Source organism: Pantoea sp. X-Soil-MYKO-1785 (assembly GCF_059730675.1).
Genome location: NZ_AP036001.1, coordinates 528,447 through 550,291, shown reverse-complemented (window position 1 = coordinate 550,291; position 21,845 = coordinate 528,447). Strand labels below are relative to the sequence as shown.

21 protein-coding genes are annotated in these 21,845 nt (G+C 53.7%); 17 read left to right on the top strand and 4 right to left on the bottom strand.

Going from position 1 to position 21,845, the window contains the following annotated elements; translation table 11 throughout:
- Nucleotides 1-204 precede the first annotated feature (204 nt).
- Both AC6I8D_RS22515 and AC6I8D_RS22510 read right to left on the bottom strand, forming a co-directional pair.
- Nucleotides 205-690 (bottom strand): nucleoside deaminase, encoded by a 486-nt coding sequence (locus AC6I8D_RS22515; RefSeq protein ID WP_497820984.1) that lies wholly within the window; start codon nucleotides 688-690, stop codon nucleotides 205-207.
- Nucleotides 683-1,996, bottom strand: a complete 1,314-nt coding sequence (locus AC6I8D_RS22510) for a nucleobase:cation symporter-2 family protein (protein WP_312055621.1) — start codon at nucleotides 1,994-1,996, stop codon at nucleotides 683-685. The genes AC6I8D_RS22515 and AC6I8D_RS22510 overlap by 8 nt, the downstream gene beginning before the upstream one ends.
- A gap of 129 nt (nucleotides 1,997-2,125) precedes the next feature.
- Here AC6I8D_RS22510 and AC6I8D_RS22505 point away from each other — a divergent pair, with 129 nt between their 5' ends.
- Nucleotides 2,126-3,016, top strand: a complete 891-nt coding sequence (locus AC6I8D_RS22505; RefSeq protein ID WP_312055622.1) for a LysR family transcriptional regulator — start codon at nucleotides 2,126-2,128, stop codon at nucleotides 3,014-3,016.
- A 456-nt stretch (nucleotides 3,017-3,472) separates the two neighbouring features.
- On the opposite strand, the gene AC6I8D_RS22500 is transcribed toward AC6I8D_RS22505, so the two are convergent.
- Nucleotides 3,473-4,381, bottom strand: coding sequence for a LysR family transcriptional regulator (locus AC6I8D_RS22500; protein ID WP_312055623.1), 909 nt, complete (start codon nucleotides 4,379-4,381; stop codon nucleotides 3,473-3,475).
- Between the two features lie 128 nt (nucleotides 4,382-4,509).
- On the opposite strand from AC6I8D_RS22500, the gene AC6I8D_RS22495 reads away from it, so the two are divergent.
- The 3 genes from AC6I8D_RS22495 to AC6I8D_RS22485 are packed head-to-tail and all read left to right on the top strand — an operon-like array spanning nucleotide 4,510 to nucleotide 8,189.
- Complete coding sequence (locus AC6I8D_RS22495; RefSeq protein ID WP_069727982.1) at nucleotides 4,510-5,820, top strand: MFS transporter; 1,311 nt, start codon at nucleotides 4,510-4,512, stop codon at nucleotides 5,818-5,820.
- An 18-nt stretch (nucleotides 5,821-5,838) separates the two neighbouring features.
- Nucleotides 5,839-6,927: a tartrate dehydrogenase gene (locus AC6I8D_RS22490; protein ID WP_312055624.1), complete on the top strand. Its 1,089-nt coding sequence runs from the start codon at nucleotides 5,839-5,841 to the stop codon at nucleotides 6,925-6,927.
- 2 nt (nucleotides 6,928-6,929) lie between these two features.
- On the top strand, nucleotides 6,930-8,189 hold the full coding sequence (locus AC6I8D_RS22485) for a glycerate kinase type-2 family protein (RefSeq protein ID WP_312055625.1): 1,260 nt from the start codon (nucleotides 6,930-6,932) through the stop codon (nucleotides 8,187-8,189).
- Nucleotides 8,190-8,466: 277 nt separating this feature from the next.
- Here AC6I8D_RS22485 and gstA read toward each other — a convergent pair whose 3' ends face one another.
- Nucleotides 8,467-9,072, bottom strand: a complete 606-nt coding sequence (gene gstA, locus AC6I8D_RS22480) for a glutathione transferase GstA (protein WP_312055626.1) — start codon at nucleotides 9,070-9,072, stop codon at nucleotides 8,467-8,469.
- 130 nt (nucleotides 9,073-9,202) lie between these two features.
- Between gstA and AC6I8D_RS22475 the strand changes: the two genes are divergently transcribed.
- The 13 genes from AC6I8D_RS22475 to AC6I8D_RS22415 all read left to right on the top strand — a co-directional run bounded on the left by AC6I8D_RS22475 (nucleotide 9,203) and on the right by AC6I8D_RS22415 (nucleotide 21,335).
- Complete coding sequence (locus AC6I8D_RS22475) at nucleotides 9,203-10,078, top strand: LysR family transcriptional regulator (protein WP_312055627.1); 876 nt, start codon at nucleotides 9,203-9,205, stop codon at nucleotides 10,076-10,078.
- A 916-nt stretch (nucleotides 10,079-10,994) separates the two neighbouring features.
- Nucleotides 10,995-11,534: a fimbrial protein gene (locus tag AC6I8D_RS22470; protein WP_312055628.1), complete on the top strand. Its 540-nt coding sequence runs from the start codon at nucleotides 10,995-10,997 to the stop codon at nucleotides 11,532-11,534.
- A 65-nt stretch (nucleotides 11,535-11,599) separates the two neighbouring features.
- A complete protein-coding gene (locus AC6I8D_RS22465) occupies nucleotides 11,600-12,136 on the top strand; it encodes a fimbrial protein (RefSeq protein WP_312055629.1) in 537 nt (178 codons plus the stop codon).
- Nucleotides 12,136-14,754: an outer membrane usher protein gene (locus tag AC6I8D_RS22460; protein WP_312757578.1), complete on the top strand. Its 2,619-nt coding sequence runs from the start codon at nucleotides 12,136-12,138 to the stop codon at nucleotides 14,752-14,754. Before AC6I8D_RS22465 ends, AC6I8D_RS22460 begins: the two co-directional genes overlap by 1 nt.
- A gap of 109 nt (nucleotides 14,755-14,863) precedes the next feature.
- The gene (locus AC6I8D_RS22455) at nucleotides 14,864-15,607 is read left to right on the top strand and encodes a fimbria/pilus periplasmic chaperone (RefSeq protein WP_409455995.1); all 744 of its coding nucleotides are present in this window, start codon (nucleotides 14,864-14,866) and stop codon (nucleotides 15,605-15,607) included.
- Between the two features lie 54 nt (nucleotides 15,608-15,661).
- Nucleotides 15,662-16,300 carry a fimbrial protein gene (locus AC6I8D_RS22450; protein WP_497820983.1) on the top strand — a complete coding sequence of 213 codons (639 nt, stop codon included), beginning with the start codon at nucleotides 15,662-15,664 and terminating at the stop codon, nucleotides 16,298-16,300.
- A gap of 7 nt (nucleotides 16,301-16,307) precedes the next feature.
- Nucleotides 16,308-16,835, top strand: a complete 528-nt coding sequence (locus AC6I8D_RS22445; RefSeq protein WP_312055632.1) for a fimbrial protein — start codon at nucleotides 16,308-16,310, stop codon at nucleotides 16,833-16,835.
- Between the two features lie 15 nt (nucleotides 16,836-16,850).
- The gene (locus tag AC6I8D_RS22440) at nucleotides 16,851-17,381 is read left to right on the top strand and encodes a fimbrial protein (RefSeq protein WP_233988549.1); all 531 of its coding nucleotides are present in this window, start codon (nucleotides 16,851-16,853) and stop codon (nucleotides 17,379-17,381) included.
- Between the two features lie 9 nt (nucleotides 17,382-17,390).
- Nucleotides 17,391-17,909 (top strand): fimbrial protein, encoded by a 519-nt coding sequence (locus AC6I8D_RS22435; RefSeq protein WP_497820982.1) that lies wholly within the window; start codon nucleotides 17,391-17,393, stop codon nucleotides 17,907-17,909.
- Nucleotides 17,906-18,445, top strand: coding sequence for a fimbrial protein (locus AC6I8D_RS22430; RefSeq protein ID WP_312055634.1), 540 nt, complete (start codon nucleotides 17,906-17,908; stop codon nucleotides 18,443-18,445). The genes AC6I8D_RS22435 and AC6I8D_RS22430 overlap by 4 nt, the downstream gene beginning before the upstream one ends.
- Before the next feature lie 98 nt (nucleotides 18,446-18,543).
- On the top strand, nucleotides 18,544-19,386 hold the full coding sequence (locus AC6I8D_RS22425) for an MrpH family fimbial adhesin (RefSeq protein WP_312055635.1): 843 nt from the start codon (nucleotides 18,544-18,546) through the stop codon (nucleotides 19,384-19,386).
- Between the two features lie 18 nt (nucleotides 19,387-19,404).
- Nucleotides 19,405-19,824 (top strand): YuaE family lipoprotein, encoded by a 420-nt coding sequence (locus AC6I8D_RS22420; protein WP_312055636.1) that lies wholly within the window; start codon nucleotides 19,405-19,407, stop codon nucleotides 19,822-19,824.
- Between the two features lie 11 nt (nucleotides 19,825-19,835).
- On the top strand, nucleotides 19,836-21,335 hold the full coding sequence (locus tag AC6I8D_RS22415; protein WP_497820981.1) for a hypothetical protein: 1,500 nt from the start codon (nucleotides 19,836-19,838) through the stop codon (nucleotides 21,333-21,335).
- Nucleotides 21,336-21,845: the final 510 nt, after the last annotated feature.

Sequence of the window (21,845 nt, the reverse complement as noted above, 5' to 3'; positions counted from 1 at the left end):
AGACGAGTTAAAAATGTCGGGAGGTAGCGTTGCCGTTAACCAACAAATCATGATCAACGGCAGAGGCTAAACAATGAATATAATATGACTGCTGGCAGTGGAGACCCGTCGCTTATTTGATATTGCGCTTAATCTGCCCGGCAAAAGGCTGACAGAGCAATAATCTGGCTGGCGCTAAAATAGCGGCAGAGTAGCCGTATAAAATTAAGCCTTGCGTCGGGTTGCCCAGAACGCCTGTTGCAACTCAAGCGTTTCTTCCTCAATTTCCGCTACCGGACCTGTCAGCTCGATTCTCTTCTGGCCGTGCTCAAAAATATAGGCGGCGGGAACACTCATGGTCGGATTTTCATCGTGATTGCCGGTACATTCAAGCAAACGCGCTTCACTCATGCCATACACCACCCGGCCGATATTGGCCCAGTAAATCGTACCGGCGCACATACAGCAAGGCTCTACCGCGGTGTAAAGCGTGCAGTTCCAGAGATATTCCGCAGAAAAATTGCTTGCCGCGATGCGTGCCAGTGTCGATTCCGCATGATTAACGCTATCAATATTACATTGTGTCAACAGCACGGTTTTCCGGTCAGGGGCAACCAGCACCGCACCAAAAGGATGTTTACCTAACGTGATAGCGCGCTTGCCAACCTCATTCGACATTTTAAGGAATTTTATATCCGTCGGGTTATTCATTTTGTTCTCCCTTTCTGCTGTTCAGTAATGCATTGAGTAAAACAGCGGTGAATCCGCCCATAAAAATGCCGCTGTCAAAAATTAATCTTAATGATGACGGAAGAGAATGAAATAAGGCCGGGAAAGCCATGGGGAGGACGCCGACGCTTATTGATACCGCCACAATAAGAATATTATTTTCATTGACAAAGCTGACGTCTTTGAGTTGCTGGATGCCGGCCGCCAGCGTCATGCCAAACATTAACAAGCCCACGCCGCCCAGTACCGGACGAGGAATGGCGGCAACAATGGCACCCAGTTTAGGAAACAGGCCGAGCAGCACCAGGATCAGACCCGCGGCAGCCAGCACGGAACGACTTGTAATACGGGTGAGCATGATCAGCCCGGCGTTTTGCGAAAACGCATTATAGGGAAAACTGTTAAGACAACCGCCGATCATGGTTGAAAGCCCGTCGGCGCGTAGCGTATCGGCAAGCCGTTGTGGCGTTGTCGGACGACCGATCAGCTTATCAATCAGCAGGACGTTGCCGGTTGTTTCTGTCATGACAATGATCATCGCCAGGCAGGAGACAAAAACCGGCACCGGTGAAAACACCGGCAGACCAAAGGAGAAGGGCATACTGATACCGATCCATGCGGCGTGACTGACGGCGGAGAAATCAGTTAATCCGGCGGTGAAAGCGATCAGGGTTCCCGCCAGCATGCCCGCCAGGATGCTGAAATTCCTGATGATTCCGCGCGTTTTACAGTAGAAGATTAGCGTGATCAGCAGCGTAGCCAGACCGAGTAACAGGTGAGAGGGACTGGCAAAATCCGCTGCATCAGGGTTGCCGCCGCCAATCCAGATCGCCGCTGCCGGCATCAGCGAAATGCCAATAATAGTGATAACGCACCCAATCACAATCGGTGGAAAGAAACGCACTAAGCGACTGAAAAGCGGCGCGATAAGCACGGTAAACAATCCACAGGCGATTGCAGAACCAAAAACAGTGGTAATTCCGAACGTCTGACCAATCATCGCCATTGGTGCCAGCACGATAAACGAGCACCCCTGGATTAACGGCAGCCTGCCACCAAAGCGGCCTAAGCCAACCGACTGAAGCAGCGTGGCGAGTCCGGATGTCAGCAGGCAGGCGTTGACCAGCGTAACCGTCTGAGAGGCGTTTAAGCCCATCACCGAAGCAAGGATTAAAGGCACCGTTACCGTACCGGCGTACATAACCAGCACATGCTGGAAGCCCAGCGACGCTATCCGCCCGACACTCAGCGAGTGTTGAGTTGGCTTTTCTGCAATCAACGTTTCCATAAGCATCCCAATCGCAATTTATTAAACAGAGAATCCACTCTATCGGTAAAAAAATGTTTAAAGTAAGTGAGCTGTTTTCACAAAAATTGAAAGCTGAGAGGTATTTTGAAATATTCATTAGAACAACTTATGACGTTTGAACAGGTTGCCAAATCTGGCTCCTTCTCGGCTGCTGCGCGTCATCTGAAGAAATCTCAGTCTTCGGTGAACATGGCGATGAGCAATCTGGAGATTGAACTTAACATTGCGCTATTTGAGCGGACGCCAAGGCAGGTCAGGCTTACGCCAGAAGGGGAAGTGCTGCGGGAATATGTCAAAACCATACTGGAGCGATGTCATGCTTTTGATCAGCGGGTAAATGCCTTCAACCACCAGATTGAGAGCCATGTCAGCCTTGCAATTGAATTGCCCTACGTCACGATTGCGCCGGTGCTATATGAATTCTCTATGACCTTTCCTGAAGTTGATATCCATATCAAGGAACCGTTTCGCGGCGATGTGGAAGCAATGGTGAAGAGCGGTGAGGTTGATCTGGGTATCACCCTTTCCCATTCTGTTGAGAGTGAAACCATTCAGTTCACTCAACTGGGTAAGCTGGTGATGGTACACGTTGTCAGTGTTGATCATCCGCTTGCTCAACAGATCCCGGTTTCCTTTGCCGATTTGCACAACTGGCGTCACATCACGTTTGGCTCACAGGAAAAAAAGATCGCCACCACCGAATATCTGGGCAGCCCGATGCTGTGGCGCGTGGAAAGCTACAGTGCAATGCTGGATGCTGCACTGGCGGGGCTGGGATGGGCGTCGCTGCCACGCGAATTCGTTCATCGCGAATTACAAACAGGCAGGCTGATAGAATTACGCCAGCGGGAATATCCTCACACCGACTGGATCGTGGCGGTGGATCTGCTGTGGTCAAAACAGGCGACAGCCGGCAAAGCGCAAATCTGGCTGCGCGATCGTTTAGTGCAGCATAAAATTTTTGAGCAGGATAATGCGGGCAACAGAACGACGCTATAGCTGTCATATTTCGCTGTCCGATAAGGGATCCGGTGAGGATTTAGCGATGCTCGCTACTGGCACCAGGCGGCACCGCTGCCGCCCTGTTGGCGCATACTGTTGGCGAATACCTTAAGGGCCTGCGGGCGAAGTCCCGGCTGACCTTCCTGCCAGAACGCGAACCGACAAACGGCTATTGCAACATAGGGCGTCAGTAACCGCACGTCTGCTGCGCCACAGCGAGAGGAGCGCGATTATCGCGGTAAGGTTCCGGCAATCAGGCGCTTTTATCGCGGCACATGTCGCGGCGCAGTAAACATTACGCACCACAAGGCAATGGGAATAAACGGGAGATTGCGCGTCGTGGCGTCCGGCTTGAAACAGGCGCGGTAGCACCGGGTCTGTCGGATCTGTGGGGGCAAACGATCAACGCCGTAGCGTCAGCGGCGAATTTCAGCTGACCGGTGAATCCTGTGACTACAGGTCTTTCGTCAGTGTCTCACTGTTGTCCGCCAGCAGGTTAAGCACAGCATTGACATACCTGTCCCGGTTTCCCTGGTGCCACATCACACACAGCGGCAATCCCTGGATGTCGTCGGCTGGCGCCAGCGGCAGGTACTTTACACCGTCCGCGTTCATGTTGCGGTAAGAGGAGGGAACCAGCGCCACGCCCAGCCCGGCGGCAACGAAGCTCAGGATGGTCTGTTTTTCCTCGGCATACTGCGCTATCACCGGATACCTGCCCGCCGCTCTGAACAGGTTCATCGTCAGGTCATGGCTGTGAGGTCGGGTACGTCTTTCCGGCACGATGACGGGCTCATCGCAAAAATCTTCGATACTCACCTGCTGGTAATCCACCAGCCGGTGATCGGCAGGCACCGCCAGCACGCAGGTTTCATTGGCAATAAAGCGGGTGGTCAGAGTGACGTCGGTCTGTTCGGGTGGCCGAACAAACACCAGATCCAGCCAGCCGGAGGTCAGTCGTGGGATCAGGCTGTGTGATTTATCTTCGCTGATATGGATATCCGCATCGGGAAACGCGCTAACAAACAGATTGAGCAGTTTCGGCAGTAATCCTCTTGCCGCACTGTCAATCGCGCCGATCCGCAGGGTCTTTTTCTGCGATGTCATATTCTTACGAAACCTCAGCCGCAACCCATCAAAATCTGCCACCACGGATTTGGCTTCACTCAGAAACTCAGCGCCTTCCCGGGTCAGGGAAACATTGCGGGTCGAACGATTCAGCAGGCGTATGCCTAAATCCTCCTCCAGCAGCCGGATAAAACGGCTGAGTGACGCAGGCATCATTTCAAGCTTCCGGGCAGCCCTGCCAAAGTGAAGTTCATCACCCAATACCACGAAGCATCTCAGCTGATTTATATCCATTTATTGCCCGCATTCAGATTATTCAAATTATTTATATAAACCCTTGCCGATGATAACGCCTGTCAAAACAGCATACTGAGTTCACAACAAAACAATAACAACCCTACCTGACTGTGGAGCATCCTGCTATGCATAATGACCTCGAAAAAAAGGTAATGCGCAAAGTAACGCTGCGGATTATTCCTTTTATCATGCTGCTGTATTTTATCGCGTTTCTCGACCGGGTTAATATCGGCTTTGCCGCTTTGACCATGAATCAGGACCTGGGCTTTTCGCCGATGGTCTTCGGGCTTGGTGCCGGAATTTTCTTTCTCGGTTACTTTCTGTTTGAGGTCCCGTCTAACCTGATTCTGCATAAGGTCGGTGCCCGAATCTGGATTGCCCGCGTCATGATCACCTGGGGACTGGTCTCCGGTTGTATGGCGTTTGTACAGGGCACCACCAGTTTCTATATTCTCCGCTTTCTGCTCGGCGTGGCCGAGGCCGGTTTCTTTCCGGGCATCATTCTTTATCTCAGCTACTGGTTCCCGGCGGTAAAACGTGCGCAGGTTACCGCCATTTTTATGGCCGCAGCGCCGCTCTCCACCGCGCTTGGCTCACCGATCTCCGCCGCACTGCTGGAAATGCACGGGCTGATGGGCTTCGCCGGCTGGCAATGGATGTTCGTGCTGGAGGCGGTCCCGGCCTTACTGTTGGGCATCGTCGTGCTGTTCTGGCTCACTGACCGACCGGCCAAAGCCAAATGGCTGACTGAAGAAGAGCGGACCTGGCTGCAAAACACCATGCAGGCTGAAGAGCAGGCGCGGGCGGTGGGCCAGAGCCACAGCAGCGCATGGCGTGGTCTGGCGGATAAGCGGGTACTGGCGCTGGCGCTGGTCTACTTTGGTACCTCAGCCGGCCTTTATACCCTGGGTATCTGGGCACCCCAGATTATTCACAGTTTCGGTGCTTCATCATTAGAGATCGGCTTTCTTAATGCCTTCCCGGCGGTGCTTGGTGTTCTCGGTATGATCCTCTGGGCGCGCCACTCCGACCGGACCCATGAGCGCAGCTGGCACGTTATTGCTGCCTGCCTGCTGGCAGCGGCCGGACTGATTTACGCCGGCAGCGTCACGACCCTTTTCTCAGTGATTATCGCCCTGACGCTGGTTACGGTGGGGATCAGCGCATCCAAGCCGCCGCTCTGGAGCATGCCAACCCTGTTTCTCAGCGGGCCGGCAGCGGCGGCGGGCATTGCTGCTATCAACTCGATTGGCAACCTCGGCGGATTTGTCGGGCCGATGATGATTGGCATCATCCGCCAGCAAACCGGCAGCTACACCTGGGGACTCTATTTCGTGGCCGGACTGCTGATGGTTTCAGCCCTGACGGTACTGATTCTGGCCGGAAAAGCGAAAAAGCCACAGACCACAGAACTTCATCAACCTCACACTCATTAATCGACACGGAGAAATACCATGCGTAACTATTCTATTGCCGCTATTCCTGCTGACGGTATCGGTCCTGAGGTCATCTCAGCCGGCATTGATGTTCTCAGGGCGCTGTCACAGCGCGATCCGCAGCTGAAATTTGATATTCAGACTTTCGACTGGGGTTCTGACTACTACAAACGCTACGGCGTGATGATGCCGGAAGAGGGCTTGCAGACGCTGAAAAAATTCGATGCGATCTATTTCGGCGCGGTGGGCGCACCGGATGTGCCTGACCACATCACCCTCTGGGGGCTGCGCCTGCCGATTTGCCAGGGATTCGATCAGTACGCCAATGTGCGGCCAACCAAAATTCTGCCCGGCGTTACGTCGCCGCTGCGCAACCGCGGGCCGGGCGATCTCGACTGGGTGATCGTGCGCGAAAACTCCGAAGGCGAATATTCGGGTAACGGTGGCCGCGCCCATAAGGGGCTGCCGGAAGAAGTCGGCACCGAAGTGGCGATTTTTACCCGCGTCGGCGTCACGCGCATCATGCGTTATGCCTTTAAACTGGCGCAATCGCGCCCGCGTAAGCTGCTGACGGTGGTAACGAAGTCCAATGCGCAGCGTCATGGCATGGTGATGTGGGATGAAATTGCCGCTGAGGTGGCGCAGGAGTTTCCGGATGTGCAATGGGACAAAATGCTGGTTGATGCCATGACACACCGCATGACGCTGCATCCACAGAGTCTGGATACCATCGTCGCCACCAACCTGCACGCCGATATTTTATCCGACCTGGCGGGTGCACTGGCGGGCAGCCTGGGCGTAGCGCCTACCGCGAATATCGATCCTGAGCGACGTTTTCCCTCCATGTTCGAGCCGATTCACGGCTCAGCCTTTGATATCACCGGTAAAGGCATCGCCAACCCGATCGCCACCTTCTGGACGGCGGTACAGATGCTGGAGCATCTGGGCGAGCATCAGGCCGCTGCGCTGATCATGGAAGGCATCGAACACGTCTGCACCCACGGCATCCTGACGCCCGACGTGGGCGGCACGGCCAAAACGGCTGATGTCACGCGTGCCGTGGTGCAGTTTATCGAATCCCGTTCAACCGTTGCCGAGAGTGCCTGATAATGAGAAACGATCGGGCCGCAGCGATACTGGAGGATATCTTTAAGCAGGCGGTTGACAGCGCCCGTCCCGGGCCTGTCGTGCCGGCCGCGCTGCCGCCGAAACCCGCTGGCCGCTGTGTTGTCGTCGGGGCCGGCAAGGCGTCGGCCGCTATGGCAGCGGCTGTCGATGCCGCCTGGCCAGATGTAGAGGTCAGTGGCGTGGTGGTGACGCGCTACGGTCATGCCGTGCCTGCCGGGCGTATCCGCATTCTGGAGGCTTCTCATCCGGTCTCAGATGCGATGAGTGAAACGGCGGCGATGCTGATTCTGGAAACCCTGCGCGGCCTGACATCCGACGATCTGGTGCTGGCGCTGATATCAGGCGGTGGCTCCGCCGTGATGGCATTACCCGCGCCGGGTATCACGCTGGCCGATAAACAGTCTGTTACCCGGGCACTGCTGCACAGCGGTGCCAGCATCAGAGAGATGAATCTGGTCAGGCGTCATCTGTCGGCAGTAAAAGGTGGCAGGCTGGCGGCACTGGCGCAGCCTGCACAGGTGGTTTCGCTGATTATCAGCGATGTTCCGGGTGATAATCCGGCGGATGTGGCATCCGGTCCGACGGTGGCTGACAGCAGCACACCAGAAGATGCGCTGAAGGTGCTCGAACGCTACGCTATTCCGGTCTCCGCCGCGGTTCGCCATCTGCTGAGCCAGCCGTCGGCGTTGTCAGGCAGGCAGCCGGTCGGTGAGGTCAGGATGATTGCCACACCCGCGATGGCGTTGCAGGCCGCAGCCAGTGCGGCACGTCGTCACGGTATTACACCACTGATACTCGGCGACGCCATTGAAGGTGAGAGCCGGGAGGTCGCCACCGTCATGGCGGGCATCGCAAAATCAGTGAAGCAGCACGGCTACCCGCTGAAGGGGCCAGCAGTGTTGCTGTCAGGCGGCGAAACCACGGTGACGGTAAGCGAGGGAAAGGCAGGTAAAGGCGGGCGTAACACCGAGTTTCTACTTGGGCTGGCCTGCGCACTGCGCGGGGAAAGTGGAATCTGGGCCATCGCGGGAGACAGTGACGGTATTGATGGCACCGAGGATGCGGCCGGTGCGATGATTTTTCCTGATACGCTGTTGCGCGGTAAAACCTGTGGGCTTGATGCGCTTGGCTATCTGAATGCGCATGACAGTTACCGCTATTTTCATGCGATTAATGATCTGCTGATCACCGGGCCAACGTTAACCAATGTTAATGACATCAGAGCGATATTAATAGGCTAACCGGTTGCTTTGTCTGATGAACACAGCAGCGATGATGCTCATCAAGTGAAAAAGCGAACGGTTTAAGCCGGGCTGAATTTATGAAAAATCAGCGGCAGAACGAAGGAGGATAATAAAGGTGAGTTTGAACCTGAACGCGTTGTCAGGCTGAGGCAGTGGCATTTATGCGTAGGGATGTTGAGCACACCGGGTTGGGTCATGTCCGCTTAATCGATAAGCGGACTTTCCCGCTGGCAGCCGCTCAACGGTTGTGAGATGCATTAAGCGGCGGATGATCTTACTGAGACGCTTCAGCGAGTAATGCGGCCTGCACAGCCGGACGCGCGCTGATCATTTCCATATATGCCGACAACGCAGGCCAGCGCTGCAGGTCGAATGAGAAGAATTTACACCAGCCCAGCACCGTGAAAAGGTAGGCATCAGCAACGCTGAAGGTCGATCCGTTCAGGTAGGTTTTTTCGTTGAGCGCTGCCGCAAGCAAATCAAACTGCCGGAACAGCTTCTCACGAAAAATCGCTTTGACGTCTTCGGGCAGCGTGGCGTTGAACAACGGTGCCGAACCCGCGTGGATTTCACTGGTGATAAGGTTAAGCCATTCCTGCAGACGCACCCGGGCCCAGCTGCCCGCTGGCGGGGCCAGCCCCTTTTCCGGTTTGCTGTCCGCGAGATACTGCACAATGGCCGGGCCTTCAGTGAGTATCTGTCCATCGTCCAGTTCAAGCGCCGCGACATAACCTTTAGGGTTTATGGTGCGGAAGTCGCGTCCGTCAGCGGTGAGCTTGCTTCGGTTGTCGACTTTCACCAGCTCAAACTCAAGTTCCAGTTCGCGCAGCACGATGTGCGGTGACAGCGAACAGGTGTCCGGGGCGTAATAAAGTTTCATATTTTCTCCGTTTAAAGTGAAAAGCCGTCGGGCAACGTCCTGCGCGTTGCTGAACTCACTGTATTTGACGCTCAGTGCGCTGTAAAATTAATGATCCAGAAGGTAACTATTAGCTGAGCTACTGATAATCATGATGAATCTTTTACACTGGCGCTTGCTGGTTGCGGTGGCGGACGCCTGCAACATCACGCGTGCCGCAGAACAGACAGGAATGACTCAGTCCGGTGCCAGCCAGGCTATCGCCCAGCTGGAGGCGTCTCTGGGCTTTGCGGTATTTGTCCGCGAGCGACGGTACATCGGTGTTACCGCGCTGGGTCAGCAGGTTATCGAACACGCCAGAAACATGCTGTCGCAGCTGGAGGCAATCCGCGTGCTGGCTGACAAGAGCAGGGGGTTAAACAGCGGGCGCATCCGGCTCGCCAGTTTTCCTTCCGTGACCTCCACCTTGTTGCCCGGCCTGCTACGGGACTTTAAGCGTCTGCATCCTGCTATTGAAGTGGTCATCCTCGAAGGCTCAGATGAGGAGGTCGAAGAGTGGCTGGCTGCAGACAGGGTCGAACTGGGCGTGGTGATGAACGCTCTCCCCGGTCGTGCTGAGGTTGTCATCGGGCAGGATGCGTGGGTAGTGGTGATGCAGGCCGGTAGCCGGCAGGCACGGCAGGCCAGGACGGATGGCATTACGCTGGCGGAACTGGCAGACCAGCCCTTTATTCTGGCGACCGGCGGATGTGCAGTGAATGGCAAAAGCCTGATGGAAAAGGCGGGTTTGCAACTCTCTGACATCCGCATGACGGTACGCGACTGGATCAGCGCCTGTAAGCTGGTGGGTGAAGATATGGGCGTCGCCCTGGTGCCTGAATCTGCCCTGCCGGAGGAGTTGCGTAACCTGTGTGTGGTGCCGCTGACACCGCCGATACACCGTGAGTTCGGGCTGGTCTGTTCGCCATCCGGAAACGCGTCTGATGCGACGCAGGCTCTGCTTAAAGGAGTGCGTGAAGCAAGATAAGTGATGAACCGTTAATCCTTTCTTCACCTTATGAAACATCTGCAGCGGGTGCAAAACGCCAACGTCAGATTTGCCATCAGCAAAAAACCGGCATTCTGCTGACTGTCGATCATGTTATCAGCAGCCTGATTCCTGATTCCTGATTCCTGATTCCTCCCCGACGCTCAACGCGTCCTGCTTCCAGTCGGGCACTGACTATAAAATGGGCTTTCCGCTGATCCAATGCAGGCAAGATCGGATCGTTTTACGGCAAAGTTACCGGCCGCAATAAGGTTGATGGCAGAAAAATCAGGTAAAGGCGTGTAGCGAAGAGTAAAGGCGAAAAAAACAACCCAATATCCTGAGGCGAAATTTCCTATATTGATCGGCGGCAGAAAGGCGCATCCGACAGTCCATTAGGAATATTCGTAATAATTTTACCTGACTGTGTAAATCGAATCCTCAGGCATGATAAATGCGATCAGTAGAATATTCCTAATCAAAAGCTTTAAGTTTATATTAATTTTTAACATTTAATTTTTTTTAATCCCGACTTACGCGGCGTTGTGTTGTTTTATTGTTGCTAATGAAAGTAATTTTTATTCTTCCGATTTTTTTTCTAAGTCTATTTATGCGATGAGTTCCCTATAAAATGTTGTTTTTTCCTTCTGATCTGATCGGTGGGGACGTATTGTCTTTAATTTCATTGGTGCTCTGTTTTTTATTTTGTTTTTGCGCTCCCCTGACTATAAGTAATTGTTTTTAAAGGATCTTATTTTTAGCGTTACTCTTTTTGCCATAATTTGACAAAACTTTTCGTTTTTATATTATTGCCGCCGTCAAATGCATTCGCCTGACCAGGACATGGTGTTGTTATTTTGGAATCAGATGAGTGTAACTTTGTTTTTTGGCAATAACGTTAAACAGGAAAATATAAATGAAGTTTTCAAAAATTGCACTGGCAATGGGTTTAAGCATGGCTATGGTTAGCGGTTTCGCAAATGCTGCGGCATCGGGCACTGTTGGTGGTCAGGGTCACGGTACCGTACATTTTAAAGGTGAAATTATTGACTCACCATGCTCAATCTCTCCAGCTACCGCAGATCAGACCGTTGACCTGGGACAGGTATCTAATTCAGCTCTGGCAAATAACGGTAAATCTACTCCGGTTCCGTTTGAAATTGCGCTCGAAAATTGTGATATCAGCACCTATAAAACAGTGACTGCAACCTGGAGTGGTACCGCAGATACTAACATGCCTGACGCATGGGGTGTTTCAGGTACTGCAAGTGGTGCGGCGATCGTTATCAACGACGCATCTGAAAAACAAATCAAGCTGGGTCAGGAATCTGCTGCAACTACCCTGACGGCGGACAATACCACCATCGCTATGTCTGCTTACCTGCAAGGTGACGGCCAGCCTGTGGTTCCAGGTTCATTCTCTGGTGCCGCTGACTTCGTACTCTCTTATCAGTAAGTCTCAGAGTCTTTGAAATCCTACGGTGCCCGCCTGCGGGCACCGTCATACACCGACACACCTGAATGATGATGAACAGACACTTTTATGCAGCGATGGTGTTGCTGTGCATGGCACATCCGGTAGTGGCTGCGGGGCATGGGCATGGGCATATCCAGGTGCAGGGTAGCATTATCGACACCCCCTGCGCGATTGCCACATCGGATGCCGATCAAAGTATAGAACTGGGAAACGTACCTGCCAGTGAATTGATTAATGACGGTCATGGTCCGCAAGTGCCTTTCACCGTGCATCTGGTCAATTGCGTACTCAATCAAAACGCCAGCCAGACGCATCAACCCTGGAAGGATGTGCGGATCACATTTGAAGGGGCGACGGATGGTCCGAATTTATTCGCTCTGCAGGGGAGCGGGAGCGGCGAAGGGGTGGCCATTCTGGATGAGATCGGCACACCGGTTACACCAAATCAACCCGTGCCACCGATAAAAATTGTCCCAGGCAAGATGGCGCTGCACTACCGCATGCAACTAATGGGCGATAGCCATCCACTTCAACCGGGAAGTTATTACACCACCCTGCGATATTTTATGGAGTACGACTAATGAAACCCTTTCGTCATGGCGGCAGGTTTCCCGCGCTAAATCCGCTGACGCAGGCAATTATGCTGGCGCTGGCCCTGAGCGGCACGGCTGGCAGGGTAACGGCGCAAGACAGCCTGCCTGCGTCAGCGGATTCCCTGAGTGAGGAAGCGATACCCGCAGCTGCGGAAGTGACCGAGTTCAACACTGATGTGATGGATGTCAAAGACCGCAGCAACATTGACGTCAGCCACTTTGCCCGTTCCGGATATGTGATGCCGGGTGATTATCCACTGACGCTGAAAGTCAACGGATCTGAAGTCCGCGAAGTGACGGTGACCTTTGCGGTTCCGCCAGATGATCCGCACGGCAGCGAACCCTGTCTGACCACCGAGATGGTGGAGTTGCTGGGTTTGAAAGAAGACGTCGCCGGGAAGCTGGCGTGGAAAACACTGAACGGCCAGCAGTGCCTGAATATGACCTCGGTGCCAGGCATGACCGCTACCGGCGATCTGGGCAGTGGATCACTCCGTGTGTCCGTTCCTCAGGCTTATCTGGAGTACTCCTCGCCTGACTGGGATCCTCCTTCGCGCTGGGATGAGGGCATTGCGGGGCTGCTGTTTGACTATAACCTCAACGCCACGCAGCAGTTTGCAGCCCGTGACGGCGACAGCAGCAGTGTCAGTGGTAACGGGACCGCGGGAGCCAATATTGGCCCATGGCGTCTGCGTGCTGACTGGCAGGGGCAACGGTACAGTACCGGCGGCCACACCAGCCAGAATTTTCAGTGGAGCCGTTATTACCTCTATCGGGCTCTGCCAGGGCTGGGGGCAAAGCTGACGCTCGGTGAGGCCGATCTCGATTCCGGACTGTTTGATAGCTTTCGTTTTGTCGGGGCCAGTGTTGCCACTGATGACAATATGCTGCCGCCTAACCTGCAAGGATATGCGCCTGAGGTAACCGGGGTGGCGAGAACCAACGCGAAGGTCACCATCAGTCAGCAAGGACGGGTGATATACCAGAGCCAGGTGGCACCGGGTCCGTTCCGTATTCAGGAGCTGAGTCAGTCCGTCGCGGGAACACTGGATGTGCGGGTTGAAGAGCAGGATGGACGCGTGCAGACCTTTAAAGTCGATACGGCACAGATCCCTTACCTGACACGTCCGGGAATGGTGCGCTACAAGCTGGCTGCCGGGAAGCCGACAGACTGGAAGCACCGTGTGCAGGGCGATCCGTTCGCCACCGGTGAGTTCTCCTGGGGGGTTTCTAACGGCTGGTCACTGTTTGGCGGTCTGGTGGGCTCAAAGAACTATGCCGCGCTGGCTGTGGGTATTGGGCGTGACTTGCTGGCCTTTGGTGCAGTGTCATTCGACGTGACCGAGTCGCAGGCCACTCTGCCCAACGGGGAGAAAAAACAGGGGGGATCATACCGCCTGAGCTATTCCAAACGGTTTGAAAAAATTGATGGGCAGGTGACCTTTGCGGGTTACCGCTTCGCCGAGAAAGACTTTATGTCGATGAGTGACTATCTGGAGACACGCTTCGATGACCGGTCATGGGGTATGACGCGCGGCCGTCAGAAAGAGCTGTACACCATCACCATGAGCAAGGCTCTACGCGACTACAAAATGAGTCTGTTCGGCAACTATAGCCACCGGACCTACTGGGATCGTCCGGATCAGGATCGCTACAGCGTAACGTTGTCGCAGTACCTCGACATTGGCAGCTGGAAAAATATCAGCATTAGTCTGACCGGATATCGCAGCCAGTACTGGGGAGTTAAAGACGACGGTGCCTACCTGAGCCTGAGCATTCCGTGGAGCAACGGGGGATCCGTCAGCTACAACGCGCAGAGTACCCGCAGCGGCATCTCACAGACCGCTGGCTGGTATGACAGCATTGATAACAACAACAGTTACAGCCTGCAGGCCGGCACCGATGCGAAAAACCGTAAAACAGCCAGTGGCTACCTGACCCATAACGGCGACGTGGCGCGTGGATCACTGAGTGCCAGCTACAGCGAAGGGGAATATAGCTCAGTGGGGCTTTCGGTACAGGGTGGGGCTACCGCTACCCGCCACGGTGCGGCACTGCATCCGGTCAGTACTAACGGCGGAACCCGCCTGATGCTGGATACCGGTGAGGCTGCCGGTGTCCCGCTGAAAAACAGTTCGGTTGTGCAGCACACCAATCACTTTGGTAAGGCGGTCGTCACCGGAATGAATGGCTACTGGCGCAGCAGTGCCGGGGTGGATGTAGACAGTCTTGGCGATGATATGGAAGTCAGTCATCCGCTCACCGAACTGACCATGACCGAGGGAGCCATTGGTTACCGCAAACTGGATGTGATGATGGGCCGCAAGCTGATGGCCGTCATGAAGTTTGCCGATGGCAGCAGCCCGGCGTTCGGTTCGGTAGTCTGGCGCGATACGCATCAGGTAGGCGTAGTGGATGACAACGGCAGCGTGTGGCTGGCGGGCGTTGAACCGGGTGTGCAGATGGAAGTGCGTGAAAATGAAACCCCGGTTTGTCAGTTCAGGGTGCCACAGAAGCTGCCTGCAGCGGATAGCGGATTACCGTTATTCCTGACCTGTCAGACAGTGAAGGCTGGACAGGGACTATCACAACAATCTGACCACTAAATGTCAGGCATAGAGCCTGTTGCCGGAGAGCGGCAGGTAAAACAGGAAGCACAGGGCGGTGCGGCCAGGGACGGCACTCACACCACTGAATAACAGAGAGACACTCAACATGAAAAGTAAGCTACTTCCTTCTGTGCAGGCTGCGGTTACCGTAGCGCTGATGAGCCTGACGGCTATGCAGGCAGCCAATGCCGCTGTGGCACTTGACCGAACCAGGGTGATTTTTGATGGCAGCCAGAAGAGCATGAGCGTCAACATCCGCAATGATAATACCAAACTGCCGTATCTCGCTCAGGCGTGGGTCGAAGACAGCAACGGGCAAAAAATTCAGTCGCCGTTGATGGCCTTACCGCCTTTGCAGCGGGTTGAACCGGGTGCGAAAAGTCTGGTGAAAATCCAGCTGTCGGCAGATGCCACAGCAAAACTGCCGCAGGATCGTGAGTCGTTGTTTTACTTTAACCTGCGTGAAATCCCGCCAAAGAGCCAGAAGGCAAACGTGCTGCAGCTGGCGCTCCAGACGCGAGTGAAAATGTTTTATCGCCCGACTGCCCTGGTGAAGAAAGGTGCCAGCAGCGAGACACCGTGGCAGGAACAGCTGACCCTGACGCGTCAGGGAGATCGCTATCAGGTGACTAACCCGACGCCGTATTACGTCACGCTGGTGGCAGACGGCAAAACTGAGATGAAGCCGCTGATGCTGGCACCACAAAGCTCTGCTGACCTTGGGGTGCGCGCTGCCGCGCTGGGCAGTCAGCCACATATCGCCTACATCAACGACTGGGGCGGCCGGCCGGTGCTGACTTTTAGCTGTAATGGCTCTGTCTGCAAAGTCGCATCAAACACCTCTAAATAATCACGGCAGGCAGAAAACGTCCCGGCCCGCCGTGCAGGAATAAGGAAAACAGATATGAAAAAAGAGACATCAGGCACGGGCGCCGGCATGCTGAAATCCGCTCTGACGGGCACGCTGGGAGGTACCCTGCTGCTGAGTGCTGTGATGCTGTTAGCCGGAACCGAAATGAGCGTCGGAGCATCCTTTAAGGACGTGGATGGAGAACATGGCCTGCTGCACGTTTACGGTCAACTGGTCGACTCCCCCTGCCGACTGGTTATGGATTCGCTGGACCAGACGGTTGACCTCGGCACGCTGGCTTCCGGTGATCTCAGCCGGCCTGGCGCGCGCAGTCAGCCGGTACCCTTTAGCGTGCGGCTGCAGGATTGTCTGGTGGCATCCGGGCACCTGATGGATGAGCACACCGACAGTACGATTCAGGGGTTGGATCAGCCGGTGGTCAGTGTCGCCTTTACTGCACCGGCAGACTTTAGCAATCCTTCGCTGATGAAGCTTAACGGGGTTGAGGGCATTGCTCTGCGCCTGACTGATAGCCACAACCGTGACATTCGTCTGGGGAGCCATGGTGTCCCTCAACTTCTCACCCCGGGCGATAACAGCCTGGCGTGGACGGTGGTTGCTGAACGTGTTCCGGGGCCGATGGTGCCGGGCGCGTTCCGAGCGGTAGCAGATTTCCGGCTGAGCTATGACTGAGGTTGATATGACAAACCCCATCTTTAAACGCCTCGTGCGCCTCCTGCTGCTTTGCAGCCTGATGACCGTGATCGGTGAAGTGCAGGCGGATAGCGATTCACTGACTATCAACATCAGCGGGACGATCGTGGCAAGCAGTTGCAGCGTGAACAACGGACAGACCGTCAGCGTCGAGTTTGGCGACGTGCAGGTTGATCAGGTTTACTCCGCCACGGCGCAGGTTCCGGTCTCAATCACCTGCGACAGCCCGCCAGCCGGTACCGTAAAAATGAAAATTGTCGGTACGCCGTCATCGTTTGATAACCAGGCGCTGACAACGGATGTGCCCGGTCTTGGCATCACATTAAGTAACGTCAGCGCCACGGCTTACGGTGCGCTGGATCTGAACACATTTTATGACGTGAAGCAGGTGTTTGGTCTGTCATCCAATACCGGCAGCTTCAACATTACCGCCGGGTTGACGACAAAGCCTGGGGTCAAACTTCCCGGCGGGGAATTTAACGCCTCGGCCACGCTGGTTCTGCAGATGAGCTGAGAAGAGGAGAAAATCATGCTGAAAAAAATAAAGAATCTCGCGGTTAACGTGAGTGCGGTGCTGCTGCTGTCAAGCCTGTTGGCTCCGGCGGCGATGGCTGATGCGACGGTGAAGTTTCACGGAACCCTGATCGCCGGTAGCTGCAGTGCCAGTGCTGTAGATGTCGATTTTGGCGATGTAAAAGTTGATGACATTACAGAAGGGAAGACGCGCACCAACATGGCTGTTTCATCAGGTGCCAGTGCGCAACCTTTCTCGATGACCATTTCCTGCACCAACGGGTTTACCGGCGGAGTGGAGTATCAGTTTAAAGGTAATGCCTCATCCTTTAATAATTTAGCGCTGTCAACCGATGTCCCGAGTTTAGGCGTTATCGTGGCGATTAATGATAGTAATATGTCAAACATTGTACCCAGCACCTGGTATCCGCTGAGTAAAGGGGCAGGAACCTATCAAATGCTGGCCATGCTGGTGAGAGAGCCAGGGGCTAAATTTGCCGGCGGGGATTTTAACGCAACGGCCACGCTGGCGGTGCAAATACCCTGAGGTAATGGAATGGAAATGGTAAACAAAACCCGTAGCGGCTGGTTTTATTCGGTTTTGATTGGCGGATTATTACTTGCACCTGCGCTGTATGCCGCTCCCATTGAAGGCCCGGCAAAGTTTCACGGTACGCTAAGGGTGGTTGAGTGTTCCATCAATGCCAACAACGGCCGGCAGCTGGTGAATTTTGGTGACGCAGTCGGGATCCATAAAATCGATGGCAAGCGTTATCAGCAACCCGTCCCTTTTACGGTGTCGTGCACTAACTATGCGGGGGCAGATGTACCTGACCTGACACTAAAAATTGAAGGCAAGGCCGTCGCATTTGATGAATCAGCGGTAGAAACGGACGTCAACGGACTGGGCATCCAGCTACAAAGCAATGGCAAGCCACAAAAACTTAATCAGGCCGTTCGCTTCGGCTATAAAGCGGTACCCGTACTGACGGCGGTTCCGGTTAAAGATCCGGCTACAGAGTTAGACGCCCGTCCTTTTAGCGCGACGGTGAAACTCACCGTGGAGGTCGCATGAACAGGCTATTTATGTTGCTGGTCTTGTTGAGCGTTATGCTGCATATGCCGGTGCAGGCGGCCTCTTCGGATGTGGACTTCAAAGGCACGCTGGTGGCAGAACCCTGTACCGTGGCCACCGGTGGCGACGGCGAGAATGTGCTGGTTGATTTCGGCACCATTCCGGATAAAAACTTTTATTTTTACACCCCGCCGCGCACCTGGCAGTTTCCGTTTCATATTCTGCTAAAGGATTGCGACCTGTCGCTGGGGAGCCAGGTGAAAGTGACCTTTACCGGTACTGAAGATGCAGAACAGCCAGGGCTACTCGCCTTGTCCAGCCGGAATGGTGTTGACCATCTGGCCATTGGTATTCAGGCCGCGGATGGCGGCGATATTGCGGTTAATCAGCAAACCAGAGGATATCCGTTAAATTCCGGCACCACTGAGTTGAAGTTTTCATCTTATATTCAGGCCAGTGATGCAGGGGTTAAAAACAGAACTGTCGGGAAGGGCACCTTTGAAGCTGTGACCACGTTTTTACTGGAATATCCATAGTTTTTTGTTCGCTGACATCAATAAAACCAGGACGCCCCATGACTTAAATATTTCTTTATTTGGGTCTTCGTCTTATTAAATTAATCTGGATGTGGAAAATGAACACAAAAAAAATATTAATGGGTATTTTTTTGATTTTAAATATTATCACGCATTCGCAGGCTGCGATGATAGCATGGCCCTATATTTATAAAGTAGGGCCGGCGTCTCAATACTACGAAGCTTCTGTCGCCGTTGGAAATATCTTTGTTGATGACAAACTAGCTGATACTAAATTAATGGATATGCCAGATTTTGCAGACAAATGTGAGGCTGATTATTGGGGTGGCACGCATTGCCGGCTGGCTATTTTCGCCATTCACACGACAGACGGTACAGGTACCGGGCTCCCTACATTCATTTCACCAAATGATATTAATGGCGCATGGACGCTACGTGAGCTTTCAAGTCACGTTGGTAATATCACAGGTTCATTTTCACAAGCTGGCGGTACGCAGCATGTTTATCCAAAAGATGTATGTTTTGGCGTGGTATTGCATCACATTGGTTTTTATAACAGGTTCTGGACACCGCCATCAATGTCCGGAGCCTGTTTATTCCCGATGCCGAACAATGAAACCTGTTCGTTTAAAAATGCTTCTGTAGATATCCCTTTTGGTGATATTGCCAAAAAGAGTGCCGCGGGAGCAAAGGCAGAAAATAGCGTTAGTCTTTCCTGTACCGCAGCGATGAATATTAGTTTTCAGTCTGTTAATGGCACTAATAGCATTCCCTTGTCCAATGGTATGCAGGCAGGCTTAAAAATCAATAATAAAGAATTAAGTGCGACGCAGGCGGTTCCCTCGGGGATCAGTGCGCTGAAAATTACTGCAACACTTGAAGGCACGCCAACGGAAGGGGCTTTTTCTGGCTCAGCACCGCTGGTGGTGAACTATCAATAAGTGTTCCGGGTGAATAGAATGAAAAAATTTATTATTTGCGGGTTTTGTTTGATCACCATGGTGATGATGACGAGCATTGCGGGTTGCAGCGCACGGGAAAATGTGGCGCTCAAATCCCAACCCACTCCAGAAAGAGAAAAGGTTTCGCCTGAGTCAGTAACAAATGAAGTGAGGTCGTCTTTATCTCCCCTTGCTCAGTGCAATCGCGATCTGGAATCCCTGCGCACCGTCAACATGACCGAATATCGCAAATATCTGGCGCAATACGACGGGCTAATGAAAAGTTCCGCCGGGTTTATGTCGGTGAAAGATGACGTCAGCCCGGAGGTGGCAGAGCTGGCCCGTCCGCGCTTTCAGTACGCGCTGGTCAACCTTTGTTATCGCATCAAGGGCGCGCTGGCCCAGACCCTGATTAACCAGGCTATTGACGTTCGCTAAGGATAACAGCTGTGCGCTGCTTCACTTCACCTTTAAGACTGGTTGCCGTTGCTCTCTTTTTGATCCTGCCTGAGTGGGTTGCTGCGGGAACGATCTCTTCATCTGCCGCCGAGTCCCTGTTATCACAGCCGTCTGATGAAAGCTGGAGCCTCGAAGCGATGGTGGCGGCTCATCATCATGCTGAGTCAGCACCGCAACCGGCAACAAATGAAGCGGAAACGGGCATTTCTAATCTGAAACAGCCTGGAAAAAGGAAAGAGCAGCCGGTTGCTGATTTAATTTTGCAGCGGCGGATAAATACACTGTCCAGCCAGCATAAAACAGATGTTGAAACCATTAAACAGCTGAACAAGCAACTGGAGGATGCCCTGGCACAGGCCAGCAATCATCCTGCAGCAGTAGCCAGCAGTCAACCTGCAGTAGCAGAAAGTGCCCAGGTAAAAAACCCCGCCTCATCCGAATCACCGGAGGTTGCCGCCCTGCAAGATGCGTTACAACAAAGCCAGCAACAGGTTGCCAGGCTGAACGGTCAGATTAGCGATCTGAACACCGATCTTAAACAGCGGGAGGACAAGCTACAGTTGCTGACTGCTACGGATGTTAAACAGCGTCAGCAACAGCAGCAAAATATTAAGGCGCTTGAGCAAAAACTTTCAGAACGCGATCGGGAACTGTTGGTGTTAAAGCAAAATCTGGCGAAAAATCAGGTCGAGCTGATCCATAAAAACAATGCCCTGACCGGAAGTCAAAATACGGTCACAGAGCTTTTGAATTCACTCAAACAGAAGGAACAGGCAGCCAGCGAGCTGGAACAGGCGCTTAACCGCCGCAGTGATGAGCTGAAACAAGCTGCCACCACGCTGGCAGAACTGCGTGAAAAAATGCACCAGCAAATCACGCCAGACCTGAAAAGCGCGGCGAACCGTCAGGCCTATATTGCCGGAGTGATGATGGCTAAAGGACTTCATGCCCGGCTGGATGACTGGCGCGATGCCGGTATCGATATTGATAATGTCACCTTCCAGGCAGGCATCAAAGATGGCCTGAGCACAGCCGTTCGCCTGAAGCCAAAAGAAGCCGGACGGGCACAGGCTGACTTTGTTAAAGCCGTACAGGTTGCTGTCGCGCAAAAGGTGATGCAGGGGGAGAGAAAAATTCGTTCGCTGGCGACAGGGCGCAAGCCGCTGAAATCGGCAAACGGCATTGTCTGGTATCGGGTACGCAACGGGAAAGCCGTGTCAGCGGGGCAGCCGGTCATGCTCTCGATGACTGAAGAGGTTGTCGACGGAACAGTTATCAGCCGGGTGCCTCCCATGATTTTACGTGCTGATGATGATATGCCTGCGATCGTTAAGGATGGTATGCGTTTGCCCGGCGAAGGGGGAGAGGTCGTTGCCTATGCCCTGGCCAAAACCGTCTATGGTGAACATCCTCTGCCGCCAGGTGTACGCCCTTATACGGTAATGGAATACCACCTGCGAGGAGAGAAGCTGCCTCAGCACAGTGTCTGAGCGGAACTGCATCACTGCTTAAGTCTGCCTGTCCAGGTGAGTTTGAATGATGTGGTGTTGACCAGCCAAAATGCGCCTATCCTGATAAAACGCTTTTTTAAACACAGGCCTAAAGATGACAGTAACGCGCGTTAATTATTTCATCGGTCTGATGTCGGCTGCCGACTGTAGCCAGCATTTTCGCGGCTGATAACCCGGAATCAGCGCCCGCATTGAGTTGCTGGAAAGAAACCCGCGCGCATAACGCGGAATGAGACTCTGTCTGCTAAAACCGGGCCGGCTGCCGCCCGGTTATGCATAGTGATATCAGTGGTGAGGTATCAGTCTGTCGAAGGGCTTCATCTGATGAAGGGGGGCCTCTCTTGCATAGCGTTGAGCGTGCCGGTGCGGACTGCATCATCATCTACAGACGGCATGAAGTCAGCGAACTGCCGCTGCTGTTCAACCTTGTTCCTCCATCTTCTTTGATTGATATTTTTGCATCGGTTAGTATCAATCCCGGTACCTGCT